Here is a 25,692-nt window from a genome sequence, read left to right as displayed (position 1 = left end):
CGGCTCAGTCGGCCCGGCCGGCAGCTTCGGCAACCAGCGCCGCTGCCTTCGCGTAGTTCTCGCCGATGGAGGGCCGGAAGTCCTGCTCCGGTGTGGCGTCGAGGGCCACGGGCCAGTCCGGGCGTTCCCCTGCGAGCGCCCAGGCCGCCTGGACCGCCGCGCCCCGGGCAACGTACTCGCCCGGGCTCGGCACCACCACGGGAAGTTCGAACACCTGGGCCGCGATGCGCTGCACAGCAGGATTCTGCACGGCACCGCCGATCAGCAGCAGCCGTTCGGCGCTGAGGCCCTGCCCACGCAGCGCATCGAGGCCGCCGGCGAGTCCGCACAGCATGCCTTCGATGGCGGCCCGGGCGATGTTCGGCCGGGTGGTGGAGGCGATGCTGAGCCCGTGGAAACTCGCTTTCGCGTGGGGCAGGTTGGGCGTCCGCTCCCCCTCGAAGTACGGCACGAGCACCACGCCCCCGGCTCCCGGTTCCGCCTCCAGGGCGAGCCGCGAGAGGCCGTCGAAGTCAACGTCGAGCATTCCCGCGACGGAGCTGAGCACGCGGGCGGCGTTCAGTGTCACGGTGATCGGCAGGTAGTCGCCGCCGGCATCCGCGAAACCGGCCACGGTACCGCTCGCATCCTGTCCGGCTGCGGTGTCGACGGCGAACACGGTGCCGCTGGTGCCCACGGACACGACGACGTCGCCGGCCTTCGCCCCCAGGCCGAGCGCCGCGGCGGCATTGTCGCCTGCCCCCACGCCCAGTAGGATTCCGTCGGACGGGATTCCAGCGGTGCCGCCCAGCGCGGCACCGCCGAAGCAGTCCGGGTGGACCCGCCCGGCGCTGTCGCCGGGACCCAGCACCCGGGGCAGGATCACGACGCCGGCCGCCTCGCCGCCGTCGGGAGTGGCTTCCCGGGCATCCTGCCCGAAGGCGAGCTTGAACAGCTCCAGGTCGTAGCGGCCGGTCAGCGGGCTCCAGTACCCGGTGCCGCTGGCGTCCGAGCGATCCGTGGTGAGGGCGTCCAGGTCCGGGCCCAGCGGGCCGGAGCCCGCCGGGCCGTAACCGCGCAGGCGCCAGGTGAGCCAGTCATGCGGCAGTGCGACGGCGGCCACCCTGGCCAGGCTTTCCGGCTCGTTGTCCCGGATCCACCGGATCTTGGTGATGGTGAAGGACGCCACGGGCACCAGTCCGGTGCGCCGGGCGAAGTCCTCCGCCCCCACTTCGGCGGTGAGGTCCGCCGCGGCGCCCGCCGAACGGGTGTCGTTCCACAGCAGGGCCGGGCGGATCACCTTGCCATCGCGGTCCAGCAGCACCATGCCGTGCTGCTGGCCGCCGACGGACAAGGCGCTGACGTCCGGCAGGCCGCCGGCGTCGTCGAACGCTTCGGCAAGCGCCCGCCACCACTCGTCCGGATGCACCTCCGTGCCTTCCGGATGGCTCGCGCGTCCCTCGCGGAGCAGCTCACCGCTGTCCGCGTCGAGGACTACCACTTTGCAGCTTTGGGTAGAGGAATCAACCCCGGCAACGAGGTTCAAGGAAGCAGCCGGCACGGGATCAGCGTGCTCCGAGGAGGTGCTCAATGAAGAGCTGCTGGAGCTTCACGAAACCGAAGCCCTTGCCGCCGAAGTAGGCGTCGGCGTCGAAGTCCTCGTAGGAGGACTTGTCCGCACGGAGCTGCTCGTAGCCTTCGCCCGGGTTCAGGGTGGGCTCGTTGATTTCGGAGACGCGGGACGCCTCGAGGGCGGCCTGGACCTCGGGGTCGGCGCGGAATGCCTTGGCGCGTTCCTTCAGGAGCAGGTAGGTCTGCATGTTCGCGGCCGCGGAGTCCCACACGCCGTTGATGTCCTCCGTGCGGCTGGGCTTGTAGTCGAAGTGGCGCGGGCCGTCGTAGGCCGGGCCGCCGTCGGGGCCGCCGTTTTCGAGCAGGTCCACCAGGGAGAAAGCATTCTGCAGGTCGCCGTGGCCGAACACCAGGTCCTGGTCGAACTTGATGCTGCGCTGGCCGTTGAGGTCGATGTGGAACAGCTTGCCCTGGTACAGGGCCTGGGCGATGCCGTGGGTGAAGTTCAGGCCGGCCATCTGCTCGTGGCCGGTCTCGGGGTTGATGCCCACCAGTTCCGGGCGTTCCAGGGTTTCGATGAATGCCAGGGCGTGGCCAAGGGTGGGGAGCAGGATGTCGCCGCGGGGTTCGTTCGGCTTCGGTTCGATCGCGAAGCGGATGTTGTAGCCCTTGTCCGTGACGTAGTCGCCCAGGAGGTTCACGGCCTCGCGGTAGCGTTCCAGGGCACCGCGGATGTCCTTGGCTGCGTCGTATTCACTGCCTTCGCGGCCGCCCCACATCACGAAGGTTTCGGCACCGAGTTCGGCGGCGAGGTCGATGTTGTCCAGCACCTTGCGCAGCGCGAAGCGGCGGACGCCGCGGTCGTTGCTGGTGAAGCCGCCGTCCTTGAAGACGGGGTGGCTGAACAGGTTGGTGGTGACCATGGGAACCACCATGCCGGTGGCCTTCAGCGCACCCTGGAGGCGGTCGATTTCGCGCTGGCGGTCGGCTGCCGAGCAGCCGAAGGGGAAGAGGTCGTTGTCGTGGAAGGTAATGCCGTAGGCGCCGAGCTCGCTGAGCCGGTTGACGGCTTCCACGGTGTCCAGCGGCGGACGGGTGGCGGAACCGAACTGGTCCTGGGCCTCCCATCCCACGGTCCACAGACCGAAGGAGAACTTGTCTTCACGGGTGGGCTGAATCGTCATTGAGTGCTCCGGGATTGCTTGAAGTGGGCTTGGCGAACTGAATTGTTCTGCTATCCAACATATTATGGATTTCCGTGATGTCAACCACTTCTCGCGGGAAATTCCTCGACGGGACGCAGGCGGAAAACCGGCCCGAACCCTAGTGCGGAGCGGCATCCGGCTGTTATGTTGTTGAAAACATCAAATAGGACAGCAAGCCCCGGACGAAGGATTCAACCGTGACCGATCAACTGGTAGCCGAACGCAACTGGGCCCGTAACTACAGCTACCAAGCACCCCGGATCGCCCACCCGGAAAGCGTGGCCGAACTCCAGGAGCTCGTGGCGGGCGCGCAGCACATCCGGGCACTCGGCTCCCGGCACTCCTTCAACTCCATCGCGGACACCGCCGGAACGCTCGCGGTGCTGGACCGCTTCGATCCCGGCATCAGCATCAACACGGACACCTTGACGGTCACCGTCAGCGGCGGCACCCGCTACGGAACCCTCGCCACAGAGCTGCAGCGCCAAGGCTTCGCCATTCACAACCTGGCCTCGCTACCCCACATTTCCATCGCGGGAGCGGTGGCGACGGCGACCCACGGCTCCGGCGACAGCAACGGCAACCTCGCCACCGCCGTCGCCGGCCTCACGATGGTCACGGCGGACGGCAGCCTCCTCACGGTCCGCCGCGGCGACCCGGACTTCGACGGCATGGTGGTGGGGCTGGGCGCGCTCGGCATCGTCACCGAGCTGACCTTGGACATCGAGCCAAGCTTCGACGTCTCCCAGAACGTCTTCGAAAACCTCAGCTGGGAGCAGGTCCTGGCCGACTTCGATGCGGTGACGTCCTCGGCCTACAGTGTCAGCCTCTTCACCGACTGGAGCGGCGACACCATCGGCCAGGCGTGGCTCAAGCGGCGGGGCTCCGCACCGTCGCCCGAGGCGTTCTTCGGGGGCACACCGGCCACGGAGGCGCGGCATCCCCTCCCCGGGGTTTCAGGCAGCAACTGCACCCAGCAGCTCGGCGTGCCCGGGCCGTGGTCCGAGCGGCTGGCGCACTTCAGGATGGAGTTCACCCCGAGCCAGGGCGAGGAACTCCAGAGCGAATACTTCATCCCGCGCGAGCACGCCGTGGAGGCCCTGCGCACCATGCGCGGGCTCTCCGGCGTGGTGACTCCGCTGCTGCTGATCGGCGAGATCCGCACCATGGCGGCGGACAAGCTCTGGCTGAGCCCCAACTACGGCCGCGACGGCATCGGCCTGCACTTCACCTGGCGCCAGGACCAGCCTGCTGTGGAGGCCGTCCTTCCGCTGATTGAAGCGGAACTGGCCCCGTTCGCGGCGAGGCCGCACTGGGGCAAACTGTTCGACGCCGGTGCTGCCGCCGTCGCGCCCTTGTACCCACGCTTCGGCGACTTCATCGCCCTGGCCCGGCGGCTTGATCCGGACGGCACGTTCCGCAACGGATTCCTTGACCGCACCGTGTTTGGCAGCTGATATTCTCGCGATGATGTCCGCAACAGCCCGTCCCGCCGCGCCTGCCGGCGACCTTGATCCGTCGCGCCGGAACAACCTGGCCCTGATTTCGTCCCTGGTCCACCACCACGGCGTGCTCAGCCGGGCGGAGCTGACGAAGAGGACGGGCCTGAACAGGTCGACCGTGGGAACGCTGGTTGGCCAGCTCGTGGCCCTCGGACTCGTCTACGAAAGCGCCCCGACGGGCGAAGGACAGGTAGGCCGCCCGAGTCCGGACGTCCGGCCCGATCCCTCGACGGCGGCGCTGGCGGTGAATCCGGAAGTGGACGCCGTGACCATCGGGTTGGTGTCCCTGGGCGGCAAGGTGCAGAAGAAGATCCGCTTCGCCACGGAGCGGATTCCCACGGCCAAGGAAGCCGTCAACATCGCCGCGGCCGTCATCGCCGGGATGCGCTCCGAGCTCGACGCCTCTTACCGGATCACCGGCGTCGGCATGGCGGTACCCGGCCTGGTCAACCGGGCCGACGGCGTGGTCCGCCATGCCCCGCACCTGGCGTGGCGGAACGAGCCTGTGGCCCGGATGATGAGCAAGGCCACCGGCTACCCCTGCCTCGCGGACAACGACGCCTCCCTGGGCGCGGAGGCCGAACTGATCTTCGGAGCCGGCGCCGGCCGCGGCAACCTGGTCTACCTCAACGGCGGCGCCAGCGGCATCGGCGGCGGCGTCATCGCAGACGGGGCCCTGCTGCGCGGCTCCACCGGATACGCCGGGGAACTGGGGCACACCTTCGTACGCACTGACGGCAAGGACTGCCACTGCGGTGCCACCGGCTGCCTCGAGACCGAAGTCTCGCAGTCCCCCCTTTTTGAACTGGCCGGACTGGAAGGCGGCGACGCCGGGCAGCTCGAGGAAGCGCTGCGCGCCAAGGACGGCCCGGAACTGGCCGCCGAAGTCGCCCGGCAACTGGGCTTCCTCGGGATCACGCTGCGGAACGCAGTCAACATCTTCAACCCGGACACCATCGTGCTCGACGGCTTCCTGGGCGTCCTCCACTCGCTCTCCCCCGGCACCCTGGAGGGCCTGCTGCGCACCCAGGCCCTCGGCGGCACCGCGGACAAGATCAGGATCCACCGCGCCGCGCTGGGATCGGACCTCATGATGATCGGCGCCGCGGAGCTCGTGTTCGCCCGGTTCCTGGCCGATCCGGTGGGGATCAGGGAGTTGCCCGGTCCTGCGGCGAAGGGTCGTTAGGGCGCCAAAACGGCGGATCAACGAAATTTTGCCGCTTCGTGCATGCTCTCGCAGGCCAAAGGGAACCTTCCAAGCAATATCGGCAGCAACTTGCCGATTCTTGCATGCACTCGCATGTTGCCGCCTCCCGGCCGAGAAATCGGCAGCATACTGCCGCAGAGCCGCAGTCGCCTCCAGGAAGAGCGCGACGACGACAGGCACCAGCGCGGGCCGATGGTCGAGCCGTTGTTCAGATTTGAGCACTAAAGTCTAAACAGTGACTCCGCTATTCAGACTTCCGGAGGTCCACTGATTCGTGCCGTCGGCCAATCCAAGCGTCACCGAGCCTAGGCCGCCACCGAACTGCTCGACGAAATGGACCGGCCGAACCGGATACCTGCCGGAAAGGAAGCCTGACGCGGAAGCTCAAGTATTTCCTCGCCCATCGTCGACCACAACGACTCCAGCCGGGCCGCCGAACACTTGCTCATCGCGCAGCCGTCCCTGAGCCAGACGATCGCGAGCCTGGAAAAGGAACTCGGCGTCCCGCTGCTCCACCGGATCGGCCGCCGCACGGTGCTCAGCAGGCGGGCAAGGAACTGGTGGACCTGCCCGGTTGGTGACGCGGGACCTCGACGCCGTCCAGTCCTTGCGCGGCATCCGCAGCGGGAGGCCGGACATCATCACCATGCCCTCCCCGGCATCGAACCGCTCAGCGCCATGATCGCGGCGTTCACGAAGCGATACTGAACGGCGACCTGGCGGCAGGCACTCCCCTGCGTTTCAAGGAGCTCGCCGAACAGGTAGGAACGAGCACAATGCCCGTTCGCCAGGCGCTCCGCCGCTTGGAAGCGGCCGGCCTGGCCGAACGTGCGCCCCGCAGGGGTGTCATCGTGAAGGAGATTTCCCTCAAGGAACTCGTCCCTGTCTACGAGGTGCGGCGCATGCTCGAGCCGCAAGCCGCACGGCTGGGCAGCCAGAACATCTCAGCCGAAGACTGCGACCGGATGCAGGCCGAGTACGATCTGTTGCGCACGGCATTTACCGAGGGCCGAGTGGTCGCACTCCTTGACCACGACGAAGCCATACCCTCGATCCTTTATGGCGCATCGGGCAACCCCATACTTCTGTAGATGATCCAAACCCTGTGGCACCAATGCCGGGCATACAAGATCGTCGGCGCTCAGGGACGCCTTGCCGACGGCGACGATTCGCTCTGGCGTTATCAGGCAGATCTGCTCGCCGCAGCACGCAAGAAACGACGCCGATGCTGCCGCGACAACAGCGGCACCTCCCTCACGGATGCGCGCAACCGCATCAAGGAAGCCTTGGCGGGACAGCGCGAAGGCTAGCGGGTTCGGAGGCTTCTGCTCTCGGCCTCAGTGGGGCATTAGGCTGCAGCCCGGCTTGCGCTCCGGCGAAACCTGAACGGCGACCTTGCTGAATCCTACCTGCGAAACCGGGACTTGGCGGTGCAGGCAGGCACCAGCGTGATGCCAGTGCGCGAGGCGATTCGCCACATCAAGGAAACGGCCCGGCCGAACGCGCCCCCCGCTCCACGGTGAAGAGCCTCTCCCCTCAATGAGCTAGCGCGTCTCTACGGTGGCTGCCGGAGACTGAGGCCGCGGGCCTCGGCAGCCAGAACACTTCGGCCAACAATCCTGTGCAAGGAGCTGGAAGGCGTATACCCTCACACCATGAATAACGAGTCCACCCCGTCCGCGGATCCCAGAGGATTTCCTGGGAAGGACACCGAAGTACGGGATTTCGAGATTGTTATCGGAATCGTGGCGCCGATTGGAACTGACCTCGAAAGCCTGTTCTTCCATCTCAGACGGGAGCTCGGACAATACCAATATGGAAGCACGATGATTCGGCTGAGCCGACTCTTGGTCACCGACCGCAAGATAGGTGGTACGGGCCAAACGACTTCTGACAACCTATGTACTGCCGAAAAGCTGATGAATTCAGGAGACGAATTGCGAGCGGGCCTGAAATACAACGGCGCCCTCGCCGCACTTGGGATCGCAAGCATCTGGTCTCAGCGAAATAAGCAGAGGATTCCCCAGGATCAATCGTCGCGACACGTCTGGATCCTCCGCACGTTAAAACATGAAAAGGAAGTAGAACTACTCCGGCATGTCTACGGAAGCCGATTCATTTTGGTCGGCGCCCAGCAGGACGAAGCTACAAGAATGACGAAATTATGCGGCGACTTAAGGGATGAGCGCCCAACGGATCCAGATATTCAGGGACTGGCCATGCGTCTTATTACACGAGACCAAATGGATAGCGAAAACGAAAGCGGACAACACGTTCGCGACACGTACTCGCTATCTGACTACTTCATTAATGTGAATGCCGACATTGAGAACGAAACGTCCCGACTTGTAGGCCTTTTGTTCGGAAAGCCATTCGTAACCCCAACCCGAGATGAACAGGGAATGTTTCATGCTTACGCAGCAGCGTTCCGTTCTTCAGATCCAGGACGGCAAGTCGGCGCCGCAGTTACAACCCCCGCCGGGGAAATAATCGTTACGGGAACAAACGAAGTACCACGGGCGGGTGGTGGAAATTACTGGGAGGGAGATGATGGAGATAGCCGGGACTTCAGGCTTGGCTACAACTTCAATAAACGCATTACGAATCGTGCTATGAGAGAATTCGTGTCTTATCTTGCACGAAGAAACATGCTCTCTCCCGAACTTCAAGTCCTATCTCTTGACGAGCAATGCCGTCGAATAATGAACGCAAATAGGGGTGACCTAAAGAAGTTGAGGTTCAATTCGTTAATAGAATTTGGAAGAATATCTCATGCAGAGATGTCCGCCATAACCCAGGCCGCTCGGACGTCCTCATCCACGCAAGACGGAACTCTTTATACAACCACGTTTCCCTGCCATATGTGCATGCGACTCATAATCGGGAGTGGAATTCGACGGGTTGTGTACGTTGACCCCTATTCAAAATCCCTCGCTTCAGAGATGTATCCAGATTCCTTGGCACGGCCTGGGGGAGTTGAAGTTAGCCCTTTCTGGGGCGCCTCATGGACCGTCTTTCCTAGACTTTTCGAACGAATAAATAGAGAAGAATTCCTCTCTGGTGAGTATAATGGCCTCAACGCCCGGATGCGCCTCGCTGGACACGACCCTTTATCTGGAGCAGTCGCCCGGGAAATGGAGGTACATCAAGCGTTGCGGTTAAATGTCAATGCCAATTTGAAGCCGAAAAGAGGAGGCCAGCGTTTCGATGAAGGACAAATCCGAAGTTCAGGTCATTGAGAAACTCTCAGAATTGCAATGGCTTACTGAAGTACTTCAAGAGACATACCCCAAAGACGTCAACCGTCAGGCTGTCCAGGGGTCAGGGACCGAAAAGCAGATTTCACCGCCCGCAGACGGATAAACATGTTGACACATTCTGGCAGGAGATAATCTTCCAATCATCGACTATTTCCAAGCGCGGGTATGACTAGGAATCAAATTCATTCCGTCTGATTCCTCGCGTTCTTTCGCCGTCGCGAGTATTCAAACAAGCCAGTTTCTCTGGATGACGAGCATTGTCAAGACGACATGCAAAACATCGCAAAGCCTAAGGAAGGCACAGATCCGCTATCGCGGACAGCGTCTTCCCCCAATCTGCACTCACCCCCAGTAGGCAAGGAACAGATCACAGGAAACGGATCGCCTACAGTATGGTCATACTCCCCTAAGAAGACATCTGAATCATCCGCCGCAGGACGAAGAAGCCGTACAAAGTTCGCTTGAACATCGCTGCGCCGCGTTCGGCGACTGGTTCAGCGGCAACAAGCATCGTCATTCTCACCAGAAGAGTGCTTCCTCCTCTGGCTGGTGCCCACAAGACGCTCATGAGCGGCAATGGCTGCGCACGACACCACATACTCGATGGACTGAAGAGTCTTCGCAATCGGGGGCGCCGCGCTTCTCCAGGAACTCATTCGTTCTACAACCGTAACGGTGAGCCCCCCCCGGTTAGGCACCCACCTGCCGCACAAGCAGCTTTGGTATCCCAACCCAGCCTTCCCCTTGACTCCCTCACCCCTCCTTCCCTACACTTTTCATAAAGCAGAATCTAAATTCCACAAAGCGGAAACTATAGACTGAAGCCAAGCGGAACCACGATCCAAAGCCCCTCCTCGGAAGGACACCTACGATGACGTACACAGTGAACTGCTCCATCCTGCTGACGGAGCTGCCCCTGCTCGAGCGCCCGGCCGCCGCCAAGGCCGCCGGTTTTGACGCCGTCGAGTTCTGGTGGCCGTTCGACACCTCCGTCCCCACCGACGCCCAGGTCACCGAATTCGAAAACGCCATCAAGGACGCCGGCGTGCAGCTCACCGGCCTGAACTTCAACGCCGGCAACATGCCCGGCGGCGACCGCGGCCTGGTCTCCTGGCCCGCACGTTCCTCCGAATTCCAGGACAACATCGACGTCGTCGCCGGCATCGGCGAACGCCTCCGCTGCAAGGCCTTCAACGCCCTCTACGGCAACCGTGTTGACGGCGCCTCCGCCGAAGAGCAGGACGCCATCGGCGCCGAGAACCTCGCCAAGGCAGCCCAGGGCGTGGCCCGCATCGGCGGCACCGTCCTCCTCGAACCCGTCAGCGGCGCACCCAAGTACCCGCTCCTCACCGCGGAAGACGCACTGAAGGTGATCGCCCGCGTGAAGGAAGAGTCCGGCGTCGGGAACGTCAAGCTGCTGGCTGACTTCTACCACCTGGCAGTCAACGGCGACGACGTCGCCGCCGTGATCGAGAACCACGCCAAGGACTTCGGCCACATCCAGATCGCCGACAACCCCGGCCGCGGCGCCCCCGGCACCGGCGAACTCCCGCTCGGCGAATGGATCGCCCGCAGCCGCGAACTCGGCTACGACGGCTACATCGGCCTCGAGTACAAGGAACCGCAGGAAACCGCCTTCGCCTGGGCCATCCGCGAACGCGCCGCCCGCTAAGCGTCTGCCAAGCAAAAGCCACACAGCACACCTGAGCTAAAAAGACTTCCAGAAAGAGAAACAACAATGAGCAACGTTGCAGTCATCGGCCTCGGAATCATGGGCCTGCCCATGGCCATCAACCTCGTCAAGGCCGGCCACACCGTCACCGGTTTCAACCGCAGCCAGGACAAGATCGACAAGCTCGTCTCCGAAGGCGGCAAGGGTGCCAGCAGCATTGCCGACGCCGTGAAGGACGCCGACGTCGTCATCACCATGGTGCCGGACTCCCCCGATGTTGAGGGCGTAGTCAGCGGCGAAGAGGGCGTGTTCGCCAACGCCAAGCAGGGCACCCTGTGGATCGACGCTTCCTCCATCCGCCCCGACGTCGCGGTCCGCCTCGCCGAGGCCGCCAAGGCTGCCGGCATCCGTCCGCTGGACGCCCCGGTGTCCGGCGGCGAGCAGGGCGCCATCGACGCCGTCCTCTCCATCATGGTGGGGGGTTCCGCTGAAGACTTCGCCGCTGCCCAGGACGTGCTCAACGCCGTCGGCAAGACCATCGTGCACGTCGGCCCGTCCGGCTCCGGCCAGACCGTCAAGGCTGCAAACCAGCTGATCGTGGCCGTCAACATCGAGGTCCTCGGCGAAGCCATCGCCTTCCTGGAGGCCTACGGCGTGGACACCGACGCCGCCCTCAAGGTCCTCGGCGGCGGCCTGGCCGGCTCCAAGGTCCTGGACCAGAAGGGCCAGAAAATGCTCGACCGCAACTTCGACCCCGGCTTCCGCCTCGCCCTGCACCACAAGGACATGGGCATCGTTACCTCCGCGGCCCGCGAGGCCAACGTCTCCATCCCGCTCGGCGCAGCTGTCGCCCAGCTGGTCGCCGCCACTGTCAACCAGGGCGACGGCGGCCTGGACCACTCGGGACTCTTCAAGCAGGTCCTGCAGCTCTCCGGCCGCAAGTAACCCCGGCCGCAAGTAAGCCAACCCGCTCCTCAAGGAGCGAAACACAAGCAACCAGGGCAGCCGCCGTCGTACGCAATATCGACGGCGGCTCAGCCCGACACACCCAAAACCCGCCCCGAACCGCGAACGCACGGGGCACACCCAAAGACTTTAGGAGCACACAATGGCAAAGATGCGCACCGTTGACGCTGCCGTGGCCATCCTGGTGAAGGAAGGCGCCATCGAGGCGTTCGGCCTGCCCGGCGCGGCAATCAACCCCTTCTACTCCGCAATGCGCGCCAACGGCGGGATCCGCCACACCCTGGCCCGCCACGTTGAAGGCGCCAGCCACATGGCCGACGGTTTCTCCCGCGCCAAGGACGGCAACATCGGCGTCTGCATCGGCACCTCCGGCCCCGCCGGCACCGACATGATCACCGGCCTGTACGCCTCCTGGGCCGATTCCATCCCGATGCTCTGCATCACCGGCCAGGCCCCCGTTGCCAAGCTGCACAAGGAAGACTTCCAGGCCGTGGACATCGAGTCCATCGCCAAGCCGGTCACCAAGATGGCCATGACCATCCTGGAACCGGGCCAGGTTCCCGGCGCCTTCCAGAAGGCCTTCCAGCTGATGCGCTCCGGCCGCCCGGGCCCGGTGCTGCTGGACCTGCCCTTCGACGTGCAGATGGCCGAAATCGAATTCGACATCGACACCTACGAGCCGCTCCCCGTCGAGAAGCCCAAGGCCAGCCGCAAGCAGCTGGAAAAGGCCCTGGACATGCTCACCGCCGCAGAGCGTCCGCTGATTGTCGCCGGTGGCGGCATCATCAACGCCGGCGCCTCCGCGCAGCTGGTGGAACTGGCCGAGATCCTGAACGTTCCGGTCATCCCCACCCTGATGGGCTGGGGCGCCATCCCGGACGACCACCAGCTGATGGCGGGCATGGTGGGCCTGCAGACCTCCCACCGCTACGGCAACGAAACGCTCCTGCAGAGCGACTTCGTGATCGGCATCGGCAACCGCTGGGCCAACCGCCACACCGGTGGCCTGGACACCTACACCGCGGGCCGCAAGTTCGTGCACATCGACATCGAGCCCACCCAGATCGGCCGCGTGTTCTCCCCGGACTTCGGCATCGCCTCCGACGCCGGCGCCGCGCTGGACGGCCTCCTGGAAATCGCCCGCGAGCGCCAGGCGGCCAAGAGCCTGCCAGACTACTCCGGCTGGGTTGCCGACTGCATCAAGCGCAAGGGTTCCCTGCAGCGCAAGACCCACTTCGAGAACGTGCCGATCAAGCCGCAGCGAGTCTACGAAGAGATGAACAAGGCGTTCGGCAAGGACACCACCTACGTGACCACCATCGGCCTGTCGCAGATCGCCGGCGCGCAGCTGCTGCACGTCTTCGGCCCGCGCAAGTGGATCAACGCCGGCCAGGCAGGCCCGCTGGGCTGGACCGCACCGGCCGCCCTCGGCGTCGTGCGCGGCAAGCCGGGCGAGACCGTTGTTGCCCTTTCCGGTGACTACGATTTCCAGTTCATGATCGAAGAGCTGGCCGTGGGCGCGCAGTTCAACCTGCCGTACATCCACGTGGTGGTGAACAACTCCTACCTGGGCCTGATCCGCCAGTCGCAGCGCGGCTTCCAGATGGAGCAGAACGTGTCCCTGGCGTTCGAGAACATCAACTCCCCCGAAACCAACGGCTACGGCGTGGACCACGTCAAGGTCACCGAAGGCCTGGGCTGCAAGGCCCTGCGCGTCGAGAACCCCTCCGACCTGCCCGCCGCCTTCGACAAGGCCAAGGCGCTCATGGAGGAATTCAAGGTTCCCGTGGTGGTCGAAGTGATCCTGGAGAAGGTCACCAACATCTCCATGGGCGTTGAGATCGACGGCGTGAACGAGTTCGAAGAGCTGGCCGAGCGCGGCGAGGACGCCCCCACCGCGATCATCGCCCTGCTGGACTAATCGCGGAACGCACCAAACAGGAAAGTACAAGGAGGTACGGAATGCGTGTGGTCATCGCCCCGGACAAGTTCAAGGGATCACTGTCCGCGCCCGAGGTCGCCCGGCACGTGGCGGACGGCCTGGCGGCCGGTTTCGCCGCCGCGGGTGCCGCGGGAACGGTGGAGACCACGCTCATTCCAGTGGCCGACGGCGGCGAGGGAACCCTTGACGCCGCCGTCGGCTCCGGCTTCACCCGCCGCAGCGCCACCGTCACCGGGCCACTGGGCGAACCGGTGACGGCGGACTTCGCGGTCCGCGGCAACCAGGCCGTCATCGAGATGGCGGCCGCCTCCGGGCTGGCCCTCCTCCCTGAAGGTCCCTCTACGGAAACGGCCAAGGAAGCCAACAGCATCGGCACCGGCGAACTCATCCGCGCCGCCTTGGACCTGGGCTGCCGAAAGATCATCCTCGGCGTCGGCGGCAGTGCGAACACCGACGGCGGCGCCGGCGTGCTGCAGGGCCTCGGCGCCCGGCTGCTGGACGCCGACGGCAACGAACTCCCGCCCGGCGGCGGTGCGCTGGCCCGCCTGGCCAGCATCGACTTCTCCGGCCTGGACGTCCGCCTGGAGGCCAGCCGCTTCGTCCTGGCGTCCGACGTCGACAATCCCCTCCTCGGGACGCTCGGCGCCCCGGCGGTGTTCGGTCCGCAGAAAGGCGCGACGCCGGAAGATGTCACCGCGCTGGACGCCGCCCTGGCGCGCTTCGTCGAGGTCCTCGGCGAAGAAATCGGCGACCGCGCTCCGCGTGCTGCCGAGGCACCGGGCGCGGGCGCAGCCGGCGGCGTGGGCTACGCCGCCATCGCGGTCCTGGGCGCGGCACGCCGGCCGGGGATCGACGTCGTCCTCGAATTCACCGGCCTCGCCGAACAACTGGCAGGCGCCGATCTGGTGATCACCGGCGAAGGCAGCCTGGACGAACAAAGCCTGCTCGGCAAAACCCCCATGGGCGTGGCCCGTGCGGCGGAAACCGCGGGTGTTCCCGTGGTGGCCGTCTGCGGCCGGACCACCCTGAGCCAGGAGCAGCAAAACGACTCCGGATTCCAGCAGGTTCTCCCCCTGACCAGCCTTGAATCCGACGTCGAAGTATGTATAAGGGAAGCAGGAACCTTGCTCGAGAAGCTGGGACGGACCATCGGCGAACAGCTGGCGGCCGCGTCCCGCACGAAGGAGTCTCTCAATGTCTGAAAGCTTTGACCTGGTCATCCGCGGCAAGCGGATCCTCACCACTGCGGGCATCGCCGCCCGCGAAGTCGGCGTCCGCAACGGCGTGATCGCCGCCATCGAACCTCTCGGTAACGGCCTTGCCGGTGCCGAAGTCATCGATCTTGCCGACGACGAAACCCTCATCCCGGGCCTCGTGGACACCCACGTCCACGTCAACGAGCCCGGCCGCACCGAGTGGGAAGGCTTCGCCTCCGCCACCCGCGCCGCAGCAGCCGGCGGTGTCACCACCATCATCGACATGCCGCTGAACTCCATCCCGCCCACCACCACCGTAGAGGGCCTCAAGCTCAAGCGCGAGGTGGCCGAGGACCAGGCGTTCATCGACGTCGGATTCTGGGGCGGCGCGATCCCCGGCAACAAGGCCGATCTCCGCCCGCTGCACGACGAAGGCGTGTTCGGCTTCAAGTGCTTCCTGCTGCACTCGGGTGTGGATGAATTCCCGCACCTGGACGCGGACGAGATGGAAGAGGACATGCGCGAGCTGAAGTCCTTCGACTCGCTCATGATCGTCCACGCCGAGGACTCCCACGCGATCGACCACGCCCCGCACCCGGGCGGCGACCACTACGCCACTTTCCTGGCCTCCCGCCCGCGCGGCGCCGAAAACAAGGCGATCGCCGAGGTCATCGAGCGTGCCCGCTGGACCGGCGCCCGCGCCCACATCCTGCACCTGTCCTCCTCCGACGCGCTGCCGATGATCGCTTCGGCCAAGCGCGACGGCGTGAACCTCACGGTGGAAACCTGCCCGCACTACCTCACCCTGATGGCCGAGGAAATCCCGGACGGCGCCACCGCCTACAAGTGCTGCCCGCCCATCCGCGAGGCCTCCAACCGCGAGCTGCTGTGGAAGGGCCTGGAAGACGGCACCATCGACTGCATCGTCTCGGACCACTCCCCCTCCACCCTTGACCTCAAGGACCTGGAAAACGGCGACTTCGCCGTGGCCTGGGGCGGCGTCTCCTCCCTGCAGCTGGGCCTGTCGCTGATCTGGAGCGAGGCGCGCCACCGCGGCATCAGCCTCGAGCAGGTGGTCTCCTGGATGTCGGCCAAGCCCGCCGCCTTGGCCCGCCTGTCCAACAAGGGCCAGCTGGCCCTCGGCTACGACGCCGACTTCGCCGTGTTCGCGGCGGACGAAGCGTTCGTGGTGGACGTCAAGAAGCTCAAGCACAAGAACCCCATCACGCCGTACGACGGCAAGGCGCTGTCCGGCGTCGTCCGCAAGACCTACCTGCGGGGCTCGGTGGTGGACGGCCAGACCCCCGGCGGAAAGCTGATCCGCCGCGGCAACGTGTAAGGCGGACGCGATGGCCGTCAACGCCCATTCGCTCCCGCCCGCCGGCGCGCGCCAAGCCCTGCGCGCCGGCCACCGGCCCGGCTCCTTGGCCGGCGCCCTGACCGGTTCCTTGGCCGGCGCACACCCGGGCCGTCCCGGCTTGGCCCCGGGCCGTCCCGGCTTGGCTCCAGGCGTCCAAGCCCGCGGCCTGGCCGTCTGGGTGGAGCCCGCCGAAGGCCAGGAGATCGACTCCGAGGTCTGGGCCAAGGCCGCCGAAGCGGTGCTGGCCCGGGCCCGCCGTTTGGCGCCCCAGGCCGAGCTGCACCTGCGGCACGGCGCCGCCTCCGGCGTCGTCGCCCAGCCGATCGCCCTGTCCGCCCGGCGCAGCAGCCTGGCCGTGGATCTGGCGGCGGACACCGTCCTGCTCGACGGCGTCCCGGTCACCTTCACGTTCATGGAGCACAAGCTCCTGCGCTACCTCGTGGAGAACCTTTCCCGTCCCATTCCGCGTGAAGAATTGCAACGCTTCCTCGAGTCACTTGACTGCCCCGGCGCGGCGTTCCGCTCGATCGACGTGTATGTTGGACGCGTCCGGCGCAAGCTGGGCTCAGCCCGCAACGCCATCGCCACAGTACGCGGTGGCGGTTACCAATTCGTGCCCGGACCCGGGTCCACGGTGCGCGGGCCGGCGGAATACTGCATCTAGGCAGACCGTTATTTGTATGAGAGATCGCCGGCCACGGCGGTTACCCGACCAGTCAAGGATCACAACATGACCCAGAAACTCCTCGCCGGAACCCAGGCCCCCGATTTCGCCCTGCTCGACTCCAACGGCCAGAAGGTTTCGCTCTCCGATTTCCGCGGCCGCAACGTCATCGTGTACTTCTACCCGGAGGCCTCCACCCCCGGTTGCACCACGGAAGCCTGCGACTTCCGCGACAGCCTCGCCAGCCTCCAGGGCTCCGGCTACGAAGTCCTCGGCATCTCCCCGGACGCCCCGGAGAAGATCGCCCGCTTCGTCGACGAATTCGCCCTCACCTTCCCGCTGCTCTCCGACGAGAACCACGCCGTGGCACTGGCCTACGGCGCCTGGGGCGAGAAGCTGGTGGACGGCGAAGTGGTCGACGGCCTGGTCCGCTCCACCGTGGTGGTCAACGGGGAGGGCAACGTTGTCCTCACCCAGTACCAGGTGAAGGCCCAGGGCCACGTCGCCGCCCTGAAGGAAGAACTGGGCGTCTAGCCTTTCCGGTCGCGTCCCTCGGGGGCGTTCCTGACCTTCTTTGCACAGCAACTGCCCCGGCACGCCGTCGTATGACGGCGTGCCGGGGCAGTTGGCGTTTCACAAAGGGTCGTCACTGGCCCGGCCTCGCGATTTGTCGAAGGCCTGAGGACTTCGGCCACTGAACCTGGTACTCGGTGTTGGTCATTTGGCGGACCGCACGAACATGAATCGTACTGAGTGTGTGCTCGACCTTAGAACGCCTGGATTAGCGCATTGCCGAAGTTCACCCCCTGGCGTCCGGACGGATTTCCTACCAATCCGCGTCAGCGAGTGTGCACTACCGCATGAAGGTCGATGCTCCCGCAAGTGACCTTGCCGGATCGCGCCACCAGGGTCCTGATGGTCAAAGATGGAAGGGACGGCGTGCCTCGGCCGCGAGTTCTGCTCACAACGGAGCCGGCGCCCTGCCGCACTTTGACCGGAAGTGACAAACCTCGTGTGACGGGAGTTAATGGTGTTATGTCTTCCGCTCCGGTCCAAGGCCGCGCAGTCGTCATCGAGGACCACGACGATATCCGCGGCCTGCTCCCGGTCGACATCAGCGTCCGCCCGGCCCGCCTCGTGGCCCGGGTCAGCGCGCAGAACGCCCGCGAACCATTCGCCAACGACAGGCGCGCCGAACTGCCGGACCGAGGACGCCGGGTCCGGACGCGGCCTGGCCCTTATCGAGGCCTTGGTGACGACGGTGACCTTTGAGCGGCAGGACGGGACGAACACCTGGATCCGCACCCGGGAGTCCACGCCTGATCAGACAGATTGAGGACCAAGGAGAGTGTTCGAATGAACCGTACAGGACCCCGTAACCGCGCACGGCAGCACTCCGAACGGCAGTTCCGCGGACGACGTCGGAGCCGCCTGGCGCTGTCAGCGGCCCTTCCGCTGCTGGGAGCCCAGGCTCTGGCCGCCTGCAGTGCGCCGGCCGTCCCCGGGCCGTCCGGCACCCCGGAGGCCGGGACCCACGCACCGGTCGCTGAAAGTTTCGCCAAGTACGATGCGGTGCGGACCGACGTCGTTGCCGCGCTGGAGAAGAAGCTGCCGGGCATCACCTGGGACGTCCACTCCCCGGCCACGATGCAGCGCCTGAGCAACGGCACGTGCATGTTGTTCCTGGAGGAAATGCAAAGCGCCAAAGACATCGTGGAACCTTCGAAGCAGTTCCAGGAAGTCTTCTCCGCCGCGGATCCGGTCCTCGAAAAGCATGGCTTCGAAGCATTCGGCGGAACGGACCCCGTCCCCGGCGGCTGGGTGGTCGCCAAGAGCACCGACCCTGCCGGCGCCACCCTGCGGGTGGAATCGAAAGGCACCGCCTACGTCCGGCTGGGCGTCCCCGTGGCCTCCGCGGGCTGCGACCCCAAGGAGATTCCCCGCTGAGTGGCGTTCGGCTGTTTCGGCAGGACCGGCTCAGCCCGGTCTGCTCAGTACGGCCTGCTCAGTAAGGGGCGAGTTGGCAGCCGAAGGAGAACGCGGCGTTTCCGCCCACGTGGATGCCCACCACTTTGCCGTCGGAGAGTGCCACGTAGGCCGATCCCGAGTCGCCGGGCTGGGTCACGTTGGCGTCGAGGCGGATCAAGGTGTCGAACCAGGCGTAGCTGCCCGGGCCCGGCCACTGCGTTGTGGTCGCGTAGGCCAGGCTGGCGATCTTCGCCTTCCGGACCGTGCCGGTCTGTTTGCCGACCAGCACCACCGATTCCCCTGCCACAGGGGCGCGGACGCCGCTGGGGACGCCGATCTGGGTGATCTCCGGGGACCCGACCGCGGGCGTGAGGTATGTCCAGGCCAGGTCCTGGGTGTTGTAGTGCGGGTGTGGTTCGGTGGGATTGGGGTAGGTCACCACGGGGATGAAGCCGTTGACCACGCCGATCTTGTTGTTCGCCCCGTTGACCGGCTGATAGACGTCGGCCCCTGCGTTGCCGTTGCAGGCAATCACATGGTTGTTGGTCATCAGCCGGTACTTGGACGCCCACACGATGTTGACGCCGAGTGTCCCGGATCCGTTCATGTTCTCGGCCCTGATCTGGTACCCGCCCTCGGCGGGCCGGATGCGCTCGTTGTTGATGTCTAGCCTGGGCTGGCCGACCTCGACGACGTCGGTGGGCACGGTGACTTCCAGGACTTCGCCGTCCGGGCCCAGGACGTGGGCGGCGTACGCTTCCGGAATCCGGAAGTCCTCCGCCCCGAGCTGGGCCAGCGGCAGCTTCTTCACCACGTGCACAACGATGGCGCGCACGTCCGTCGGCTGGCCGTTGACGGTCTTTTCCCCGACGTCCAGGCCGACGATGTTGGGCCGCGACAGCCAAGGCTTGACGGCCTCGATCAGCGCAGCTTCGCTCGGAGTGTTTTCAACAGAGTTCACGGCAGTAACGCCCTCCCAAGGAGCGCGGCTACCCCCATGCCTTCCGGCGGTGCCGCGACCCGGCCAGGAAGAACCGATGACGGACCGAGCCACGTTTACGGCTTGTGCCGCGTGCGTGACTCGGTCCGTTTAATTACGTTACAAGGCGTAACAGGATGGTAGGCCCGGGCCGGTTGAAAGGCAACAGACCGTTAGCCCGCGCTGTTCCACGCCTCCTCGGACACCGGGATCCACCAGTCGCGGCCTGGACCTTCGCCGGTGTATGCAGGCCAGCGGAAGTCCGTGGGCGCGCTGAAATCGGCAGGCAGCAGTGGCTGCACGGCCCCGCGGCGGGCCCTCTCGGCGTCGAACTCTGCTTTGGCCTCCGCCAGCACCCCGGGCGAGGTGAGCAGGTCCAGCACCATGCCGGCCACCATCTTGCCCGTGGCGGTGATGGTGGGGTCGATGGTTTCCGGAATGCCGCCCAGCGCGGTCATGGCCCAGCCCGGGTACGGCTTTCCGTCGGGCGATGGCGCCAGCGTGGGCCGTGCCGTATAGAAGCGGATGGTGGGCGCGTACCAGGTCATTTCCACGTAGTCGTCGCTGGTCCAGTTCAGCTGGGTGGCCGGGATGTGGCGGCGCAACTCGGCCTCGGCGTCGGCCGGGCTGATGAGCTCCGCCGTCGCCGGATGGAAGGGGTTCTCCATGGGCTCCACGCCGCAGGAAGCTTGGATCTCGCGGCCGATTTCCCGGGCACGCTCGTCCAGCACCGGAGCTCCGACCGCGGCGATGTTTTCCCACGCCACGTGGGCCAGCGTGTGGTTGGCGATGCCGGGGCGGTTGCGCGCCACCCAGCGCGCGCTCACGGTGCAGTGCGACGCGGCCGCGGCCAGTTCCGCGTTCCGGTCCAGCACGGCGAGTACGGAGTCAGCCTCAGCAATCCCAGAGCAGCGCCAGGAGTATTGGATCTGGGCCAGGCCCGCGGGCTGGTTGTCCGCCGTCGCCTGCCCCGCGGTGAGGATCGCCTCGGAAAGCGACCAGCCTCCGGCCTGCGGCAGCATTGAGTCCTGCGTGGTCTTGGTCAGCGAGAACATCGTGAACAGGGCCGCGTCCGCGCCGGGCGCCCGGGCGGCCGAGTGCGAGGAGGGGATGGGGCTGTCCCCGTAGGTGTTGTTCCAGTCCTCCGGGTTGTCGCAGGTGAAGGTGTAGATCTTGCTGTAGTACGCCCCGCAGTGCGTGTCCCAGCGCGCGGTGTTGCACAGCGGCAGCATGTAGAAGGGGTGGTACGAGATGATCGCATCGAGCGTGTCGTAGTAGCCGCGCAGGCCGTGCACCACCTTGGAGCCCTGAACCTTCTCCGCCGGCTCGCCCGTATAGACGAGCGTGCCGGGAATGTTGTGCCGCTCCATGGCGTCCTTGGCGGCGAGGAAACCGGCCAGCGTGGAGATGCCCAGGGCCGAGTGCGGATCGGTGTGGCCCGGAGCGAAGCGGGACAGTCCCGCGCGCGGCTCGCGTTTGGTGGAGGCCGCCTGGCAGTTGCCGGGGATGGCGTCGTATTCGGCGTAGCCCAGGATCCGCGGGCCGGGCCCGGCCGGACTTGTCCACTCCGCGGCGAAGGCGGTGGGCATGCCCGCACTGCCTTCTTCGACCGTGAAGCCGTGTTCCCGCAGCGTCTTCACGTACCAGGCGCAGGATTCGTACTCGCGCCAGGCCGGCTCGGCGAGTTCCCAGATGGTGGTGTGCCAGGCGGACAAATCTTCGCGGCGCTGCTCCACCCAGTCCCAGGCGGTCTTTTTCAGCTCAGTCATGGGTGCCCCCTCAAATGCTCACGTGGACCAGGCTGGGTCCTTTGACGGCCATGGCCCGCTTCACGGTGGCCGCGAGATCGTCCAGCGATTCCACCGCGAAGCCCGCCAGCCCGAAGCCCTCAGCCATCCGCACCCAGTCCGGCTGGACCAGATCGACGCCGACAGCCTCAAGGTCCCGGTCCGCCATGTTCTGCTTGATCTCGCCGTAGCCGCCGTTGTCGATGCAGATGATCGGCAGGTCCACGCCCTGTTCGACGGCCGTGATGAATTCCTGCACCGCGAACATCAGCGCGCCGTCGCCCAGCAGGCAGACCACCGGGCGTTCCGGTGCCGCCACCTTGGCCCCGATGGCCGCTGGGAGCCCGTAGCCGAGCGTCGCATACGCCGGAGTGTAGAGCAGCTGGTGTGGGTGCTGCATGGGAAAGAAGGACGTGGTGCCGAAGTAGGTGATCTGCGAGGAATCGCCGGCAACCACGGTGTCCGCAGGCAGTGCAGCAGCGAGGATCTCGTTGATCCGGGACAACACCGGCGCCATGTTCCGGGCTTCGGAGCGCAGATGCTGCCACAGGGCTTTCAGATCAGGTGCCGTGCCCGGGTCATGCCCTTCGAGTGCAGCCAGCAGTTGGGGTACGACGGCGGCCGCGTTGCCTTCCAGCCCGACGTCCGGCTCGAGGTTGCAGCTCAGCTGGCCGGGGTCGACGTCGATCCGGATGCACTTGCCCTGCGGCACCAGCTTGCCGCCCCAGAGCTCGGACTGCCCCACCTTCGAGCCAATCACCAACAGGGCGTCAGCGCCGCTGCACAGGTCCTGGGCCGTGGCGAGCCGGATTTCCGAACCCAACGACAGCGGGTGCGACTCCGGAATGGCGCCCTTGCCGTTGATGGTGGTGACGACGGGTGCCTGCAGGGTCTCGGCGAGATCCAGCAGGGCGCCGCCGGTTCCAAGGGAGCCGCCGCCGGCCAGGATCACCGGGTTGGACGCACCGCGGAGGATATCCGCGGCGGCGGCAACGGCGTCGTCGGCTGCTTGCTTCGGAGCGCCCAGCGGGCGGGCCTCCAGCGCGCTCTCCGGTACGTCGCTGGGTCCTTCCAGCACGTCCAGCGGGATTTCGATGTGGACCGGCCGCGGGCGGCCGTGCGCGAAGAGCGCAAAGGACTCGTGGATGAGCTCAACGGCTTCGCTGCCGCTGGCCACCCGGGTGCTGCGGCCGATCAGCGCCCGGACCGCGCCGGTGGGGTCACGGGTTTCGTGCAGCAGGCCGATATCCGAAAGCTCGCTGCCGCGCGGGGCGCCCGGGGACAGGATGATCATGGGACGGGACTCGCAATAGGAGGTGGCCGCGGCGGACAGCGCGTTCAGCAGCCCGGGCCCGGAAGTGGTGATCACGACGCCGGGAAGTCCCTTGAGCTGGCTCCAGCCGTCCGAGCCGTACCCGGCCCCCTGCTCGTGGCGGGTCGTCACGGGGTGGATGCCGAGCGGCTTCAGGTGCCGGTAGAACTCGAGGTTGTGGGTGCCGGGAATGCCGAAGATCGTGTCGATCCCGTAGTTCCGCAGCGTGGTCATGACGGCGAGGCCGACGTTGTTGCTGGGGATGGTCATGGTGGTCCTTAGGAAGAATCAGGGCAGGAGAATCAGAGCACTTTGGAAAGGAAAGCCTGGGTGCGTTCGTGCCGGGGGTTGGAGATGATTTCGCGGGGATCGCCGGCCTCGACGATCACGCCGCCGTCCATGAACGCCACAACATCGGCAACTTCGCGGGCGAAGCCCATCTCGTGGGTCACTACGATCATGGTCATGCCGTCGCGGGCCAGGGCCTTCATCACGTCCAGTACTTCGCCCACCAGCTCGGGGTCCAGGGCGGAGGTGGGTTCATCGAAGAGCATGAGGTCCGGCTTCATGGACAGCGCCCGGGCAATGGCCACGCGCTGCTGCTGGCCGCCGGACAGCTGTGCCGGGTAGTGGCCGGTGCGCTCCGCGAGGCCCACCTTGGCCAGCAGTTCGCGGGCCTCGGCTTCAGCCTGGGCCTTGGGCACCTTGAGGAGCTTCACCGGGCCCATCATCACGTTCTCCAGGGCGGTCATGTGGCCGAAGAGGTTGAAGGACTGGAACACCATGCCGATCCGGGAACGGCGCTTGTTGATGTCCTTCTGGTGGGCTTCGATGAGCCGGTCACCGTGGACTTCGTAGCCGATCATCCGGCCACCCACCAGGATGGTGCCGGAACTGGTGGTCTCCAGGTGGTTCACGCAGCGCAGCAGGGTGGACTTGCCGGAACCGGAGGGTCCGATCAGGCACGCCACCTGCCCGGCCTGCACCGTGAAGTTGATGCCTTTCAGGACCTCCACCCCGGAGAAATCCTTGTGCACGTTGAGGAACTGGACTTCGGACATGGAGCTTATGCCTTTCGTACCTGGAGCATGTTGCCCCGGGAGTACTGCTTCTCGATGCGCGCCTGGACGAGCGAGAGGAGGGTGGTGAGCAGGATGTACCAGAGGCTGGCCACGATCAGCAGCGGGATTTGTTCGAGGTTGCGGGCATAGATCTGCTGGGCGTTGTAGAGCAGGTCCCCGACGCCGATCACGATCACCAGGGAGGTGGTCTTGAGCATCGAGATGGTCTCGTTGCCCACGGGCGGGAGGATGATCTTCATGGCCTGCGGAATGACCACGTGGCGCAGGGTTTCCATCCGGCTGAAGCCCATGGCGTGCGAGGCTTCGGACTGCCCGGCCGGCACGCCCATCAGGCCGGCGCGCACGATCTCAGCCATGTAGGCGCCCTCGTTCAGGCCCAGGCCCAGGATGCCGGCCACGAACAGCGGAAGCACGTCATTGGTGTTCCATTCCACCAGCATGGGCCCGCCGGGGATGCCGATCCCGATGGTGGGGAAAAGCACGGCCGCGAAACCCCAGAAGAGCATCTGCACCAGCAGCGGAGTGCCGCGGAAGAACCAGATGTAGGCCCCGGCCACGCCCCGGAGCAGCCCGTTTTCGGACATCCTCATCACGGCAACCACCAATCCGATCACGAAGCCCAGGATCATGGCGATGACCGTGAGTTCGATCGTGGTGAGCAGGCCGTTAAGGATCCGCATATCGAAGAGGTACTTGGCCACGGTGGGCCAGCCGAAACCGGGGTTGGTGACGACGATGTAGGCGCCCATCAGCGCGAACAGCCCCACCACCACCATGGCAATCAGCTGCCCGGGGCGCTTCCGCTTGAGCACCGGCCGGGAGGCCAGTTCCACGAAGTCCGGCCGGGATTCGGCGACGGCGGTTTGTCCGGTCACGGTCATGACCCCGCCGTCGGGTTGACTTCAGCCTTCTCCACGATGCCGGACTTCAGGTTCCAGGCCTCCATGATCCCGGCGTAGGTACCGTCATCCATGAGCGACTGGATGGCTGCCTGGAACGCCTTGGCCAGGCCGCCGTCGTTCTTGGTGCTGACCACGCCGGAGAGGGACGGCTCCACCAGGATCGAGTCCACGGAGGTGAACGCGTCCGGCTGCAGCTGGGCGTAGTAGGCGGTCAATGCGTTGTCCGCAATGAGCGCCTGGGCGCGGCCTGCGGCAACGGACTGGTTGACGTTGTCCTGCTGGGGCAGCAGCAGGGACGTTGGCTTGTCTTTGCCGGCGTCCACGCACTTCTTGTCGAAGGCGGGAAGGACGTTCAGTGCCTGGGTGGTGCCGGTCTGGGCGGCCACGGTCTTGCCGCAGAGGTCCAGTTCCGAGTTGATGCCCAGCGGGTTGCCCTTGCGGACCATCACGGAGGTGCCGCCCTGCATGAAGCTGACCATGTTGACCTTGGCCTTGCGTTCCTCGGTGATGGAGAAGGCCGCCCAGGAGGCGTCGTAGCGCTTGGCTTCGATGCCCGCGATGATGCCGTTGAAGTCGCCCTTCTCGATGGCGATGGTGACGCCCATCTTCTTGGCCACGGCCAGTGCCATGTCCGGTTCCAGGCCCACGATGTTGCCCTTCTCGTCGGTGAAATCGATGGGCGCGTACGTGGGGTCCGTGACCAGGGTCAGCTTGCCCTTGGACTTGATGGCGGCCGGAACCAGTTCCTGGACCTTCGGGTCGGCCTGCACCGCCTGGGCAAGTTCCTGCCCGCTCTTTCCGCGTGCAGCGCCGTCGCTGCTGGCTGCGGGTGCGGGGCCTTCGGTGTTGGTGCAAGCGGTGGTGAGCGCCAGGAAACTGATGGCGGCTGCTGCAATCAGCGGCCGCTTCACGCCTTTGAGCATCATGGGGGATCTCCGGTTCGCATCGGGTTGAAATAACAATATGTTCAACTTATTGTGAGATCAGCCACAATACCTGTCAAGGGACTTCCACCGGAACCGCGCCGGGTGACGTGGCACCATCGTGGAGACGGAACAAGAGCGCCCACAAAGCGCCCGCAGGGAACGAAACCGCCGGAACCACCGCCGTCGGGAAGCAGCAAAAGGAGCAACCGCA

Annotated in this window: 22 protein-coding genes and 1 pseudogene; 15 read left to right on the top strand and 8 right to left on the bottom strand. The window is 65.7% G+C overall.

Going from position 1 to position 25,692, the window contains the following annotated elements:
• Nucleotides 1–4: 4 nt before the first annotated feature.
• Both xylB and xylA read right to left on the bottom strand, forming a co-directional pair.
• On the bottom strand, nucleotides 5–1,525 hold the full coding sequence (gene xylB / locus DWV11_RS14865) for a xylulokinase (RefSeq protein ID WP_115789713.1): 1,521 nt from the start codon (nucleotides 1,523–1,525) through the stop codon (nucleotides 5–7).
• A gap of 19 nt (nucleotides 1,526–1,544) precedes the next feature.
• A complete protein-coding gene (xylA, locus tag DWV11_RS14860) occupies nucleotides 1,545–2,735 on the bottom strand; it encodes a xylose isomerase (RefSeq protein WP_115789689.1) in 1,191 nt (396 codons plus the stop codon).
• A gap of 218 nt (nucleotides 2,736–2,953) precedes the next feature.
• Here xylA and DWV11_RS14855 point away from each other — a divergent pair, with 218 nt between their 5' ends.
• From DWV11_RS14855 to DWV11_RS14790, 15 genes and pseudogenes are all read left to right on the top strand, one after another.
• A complete protein-coding gene (locus DWV11_RS14855) occupies nucleotides 2,954–4,213 on the top strand; it encodes an FAD-binding protein (RefSeq protein ID WP_245953683.1) in 1,260 nt (419 codons plus the stop codon).
• A gap of 13 nt (nucleotides 4,214–4,226) precedes the next feature.
• On the top strand, nucleotides 4,227–5,444 hold the full coding sequence (locus DWV11_RS14850; RefSeq protein WP_245953681.1) for an ROK family transcriptional regulator: 1,218 nt from the start codon (nucleotides 4,227–4,229) through the stop codon (nucleotides 5,442–5,444).
• A 462-nt stretch (nucleotides 5,445–5,906) separates the two neighbouring features.
• A complete protein-coding gene (locus tag DWV11_RS20425; protein WP_245953680.1) occupies nucleotides 5,907–6,173 on the top strand; it encodes a helix-turn-helix domain-containing protein in 267 nt (88 codons plus the stop codon).
• On the top strand, nucleotides 6,167–6,556 hold the full coding sequence (locus tag DWV11_RS20420) for a GntR family transcriptional regulator (protein WP_342767750.1): 390 nt from the start codon (nucleotides 6,167–6,169) through the stop codon (nucleotides 6,554–6,556). Before DWV11_RS20425 ends, DWV11_RS20420 begins: the two co-directional genes overlap by 7 nt.
• Nucleotides 6,557–6,775, top strand: a complete 219-nt coding sequence (locus tag DWV11_RS20260) for a hypothetical protein (RefSeq protein ID WP_210725764.1) — start codon at nucleotides 6,557–6,559, stop codon at nucleotides 6,773–6,775. It abuts the gene before it with no gap.
• Between the two features lie 345 nt (nucleotides 6,776–7,120).
• The gene (locus DWV11_RS14835; RefSeq protein WP_115789687.1) at nucleotides 7,121–8,704 is read left to right on the top strand and encodes an anti-phage dCTP deaminase; all 1,584 of its coding nucleotides are present in this window, start codon (nucleotides 7,121–7,123) and stop codon (nucleotides 8,702–8,704) included.
• A gap of 892 nt (nucleotides 8,705–9,596) precedes the next feature.
• Nucleotides 9,597–10,397, top strand: coding sequence for a hydroxypyruvate isomerase family protein (locus tag DWV11_RS14830; protein ID WP_115789686.1), 801 nt, complete (start codon nucleotides 9,597–9,599; stop codon nucleotides 10,395–10,397).
• 45 nt (nucleotides 10,398–10,442) lie between these two features.
• Nucleotides 10,443–11,342 (top strand): annotated as a pseudogene (locus DWV11_RS14825) (2-hydroxy-3-oxopropionate reductase); the annotation flags it as partial.
• A 163-nt stretch (nucleotides 11,343–11,505) separates the two neighbouring features.
• Nucleotides 11,506–13,284: a glyoxylate carboligase gene (gcl, locus tag DWV11_RS14820; protein WP_115789684.1), complete on the top strand. Its 1,779-nt coding sequence runs from the start codon at nucleotides 11,506–11,508 to the stop codon at nucleotides 13,282–13,284.
• Nucleotides 13,285–13,325: 41 nt separating this feature from the next.
• Nucleotides 13,326–14,507 (top strand): glycerate kinase, encoded by a 1,182-nt coding sequence (locus DWV11_RS14815; protein ID WP_115789683.1) that lies wholly within the window; start codon nucleotides 13,326–13,328, stop codon nucleotides 14,505–14,507.
• Nucleotides 14,500–15,840 (top strand): allantoinase AllB, encoded by a 1,341-nt coding sequence (gene allB / locus DWV11_RS14810; protein ID WP_115789682.1) that lies wholly within the window; start codon nucleotides 14,500–14,502, stop codon nucleotides 15,838–15,840. Before DWV11_RS14815 ends, allB begins: the two co-directional genes overlap by 8 nt.
• Nucleotides 15,841–15,850: 10 nt before the next feature.
• Nucleotides 15,851–16,525: a winged helix-turn-helix domain-containing protein gene (locus DWV11_RS14805; RefSeq protein ID WP_115789681.1), complete on the top strand. Its 675-nt coding sequence runs from the start codon at nucleotides 15,851–15,853 to the stop codon at nucleotides 16,523–16,525.
• 66 nt (nucleotides 16,526–16,591) lie between these two features.
• The gene (bcp, locus tag DWV11_RS14800; protein WP_115789680.1) at nucleotides 16,592–17,059 is read left to right on the top strand and encodes a thioredoxin-dependent thiol peroxidase; all 468 of its coding nucleotides are present in this window, start codon (nucleotides 16,592–16,594) and stop codon (nucleotides 17,057–17,059) included.
• Nucleotides 17,060–17,560: 501 nt separating this feature from the next.
• Entirely contained in the window at nucleotides 17,561–17,797 is a 237-nt protein-coding gene (locus DWV11_RS14795; RefSeq protein ID WP_245953678.1) for a hypothetical protein, read from the top strand.
• 84 nt (nucleotides 17,798–17,881) lie between these two features.
• Nucleotides 17,882–18,472 carry a hypothetical protein gene (locus DWV11_RS14790; protein ID WP_245953676.1) on the top strand — a complete coding sequence of 197 codons (591 nt, stop codon included), beginning with the start codon at nucleotides 17,882–17,884 and terminating at the stop codon, nucleotides 18,470–18,472.
• Between the two features lie 58 nt (nucleotides 18,473–18,530).
• Here the strand turns inward: DWV11_RS14790 and DWV11_RS14785 are convergent, their stop codons facing one another.
• From DWV11_RS14785 to DWV11_RS14760, 6 genes are all read right to left on the bottom strand, one after another.
• On the bottom strand, nucleotides 18,531–19,454 hold the full coding sequence (locus DWV11_RS14785) for a trypsin-like peptidase domain-containing protein (protein ID WP_115789679.1): 924 nt from the start codon (nucleotides 19,452–19,454) through the stop codon (nucleotides 18,531–18,533).
• Between the two features lie 191 nt (nucleotides 19,455–19,645).
• Entirely contained in the window at nucleotides 19,646–21,241 is a 1,596-nt protein-coding gene (locus DWV11_RS14780) for a zinc-binding metallopeptidase family protein (RefSeq protein WP_115789678.1), read from the bottom strand.
• A 10-nt stretch (nucleotides 21,242–21,251) separates the two neighbouring features.
• Nucleotides 21,252–22,841 carry a thiamine pyrophosphate-binding protein gene (locus tag DWV11_RS14775; RefSeq protein ID WP_115789677.1) on the bottom strand — a complete coding sequence of 530 codons (1,590 nt, stop codon included), beginning with the start codon at nucleotides 22,839–22,841 and terminating at the stop codon, nucleotides 21,252–21,254.
• A 32-nt stretch (nucleotides 22,842–22,873) separates the two neighbouring features.
• The gene (locus tag DWV11_RS14770) at nucleotides 22,874–23,632 is read right to left on the bottom strand and encodes an amino acid ABC transporter ATP-binding protein (protein WP_115789676.1); all 759 of its coding nucleotides are present in this window, start codon (nucleotides 23,630–23,632) and stop codon (nucleotides 22,874–22,876) included.
• A 5-nt stretch (nucleotides 23,633–23,637) separates the two neighbouring features.
• The gene (locus tag DWV11_RS14765; protein ID WP_115789675.1) at nucleotides 23,638–24,534 is read right to left on the bottom strand and encodes an amino acid ABC transporter permease; all 897 of its coding nucleotides are present in this window, start codon (nucleotides 24,532–24,534) and stop codon (nucleotides 23,638–23,640) included.
• Complete coding sequence (locus DWV11_RS14760) at nucleotides 24,531–25,481, bottom strand: transporter substrate-binding domain-containing protein (protein ID WP_115789674.1); 951 nt, start codon at nucleotides 25,479–25,481, stop codon at nucleotides 24,531–24,533. The genes DWV11_RS14765 and DWV11_RS14760 overlap by 4 nt, the downstream gene beginning before the upstream one ends.
• Between the last annotated feature and the right edge of the window lie 211 nt (nucleotides 25,482–25,692).

Origin of the sequence: Arthrobacter silvisoli, assembly GCF_003369445.1 — a bacterium.
Classification (GTDB): Bacteria; Actinomycetota; Actinomycetes; order Actinomycetales; family Micrococcaceae; genus Arthrobacter; species Arthrobacter silvisoli.
Note: the sequence above shows the minus strand (reverse complement) of the source record. Positions and strands in the feature narration are given on the sequence as shown.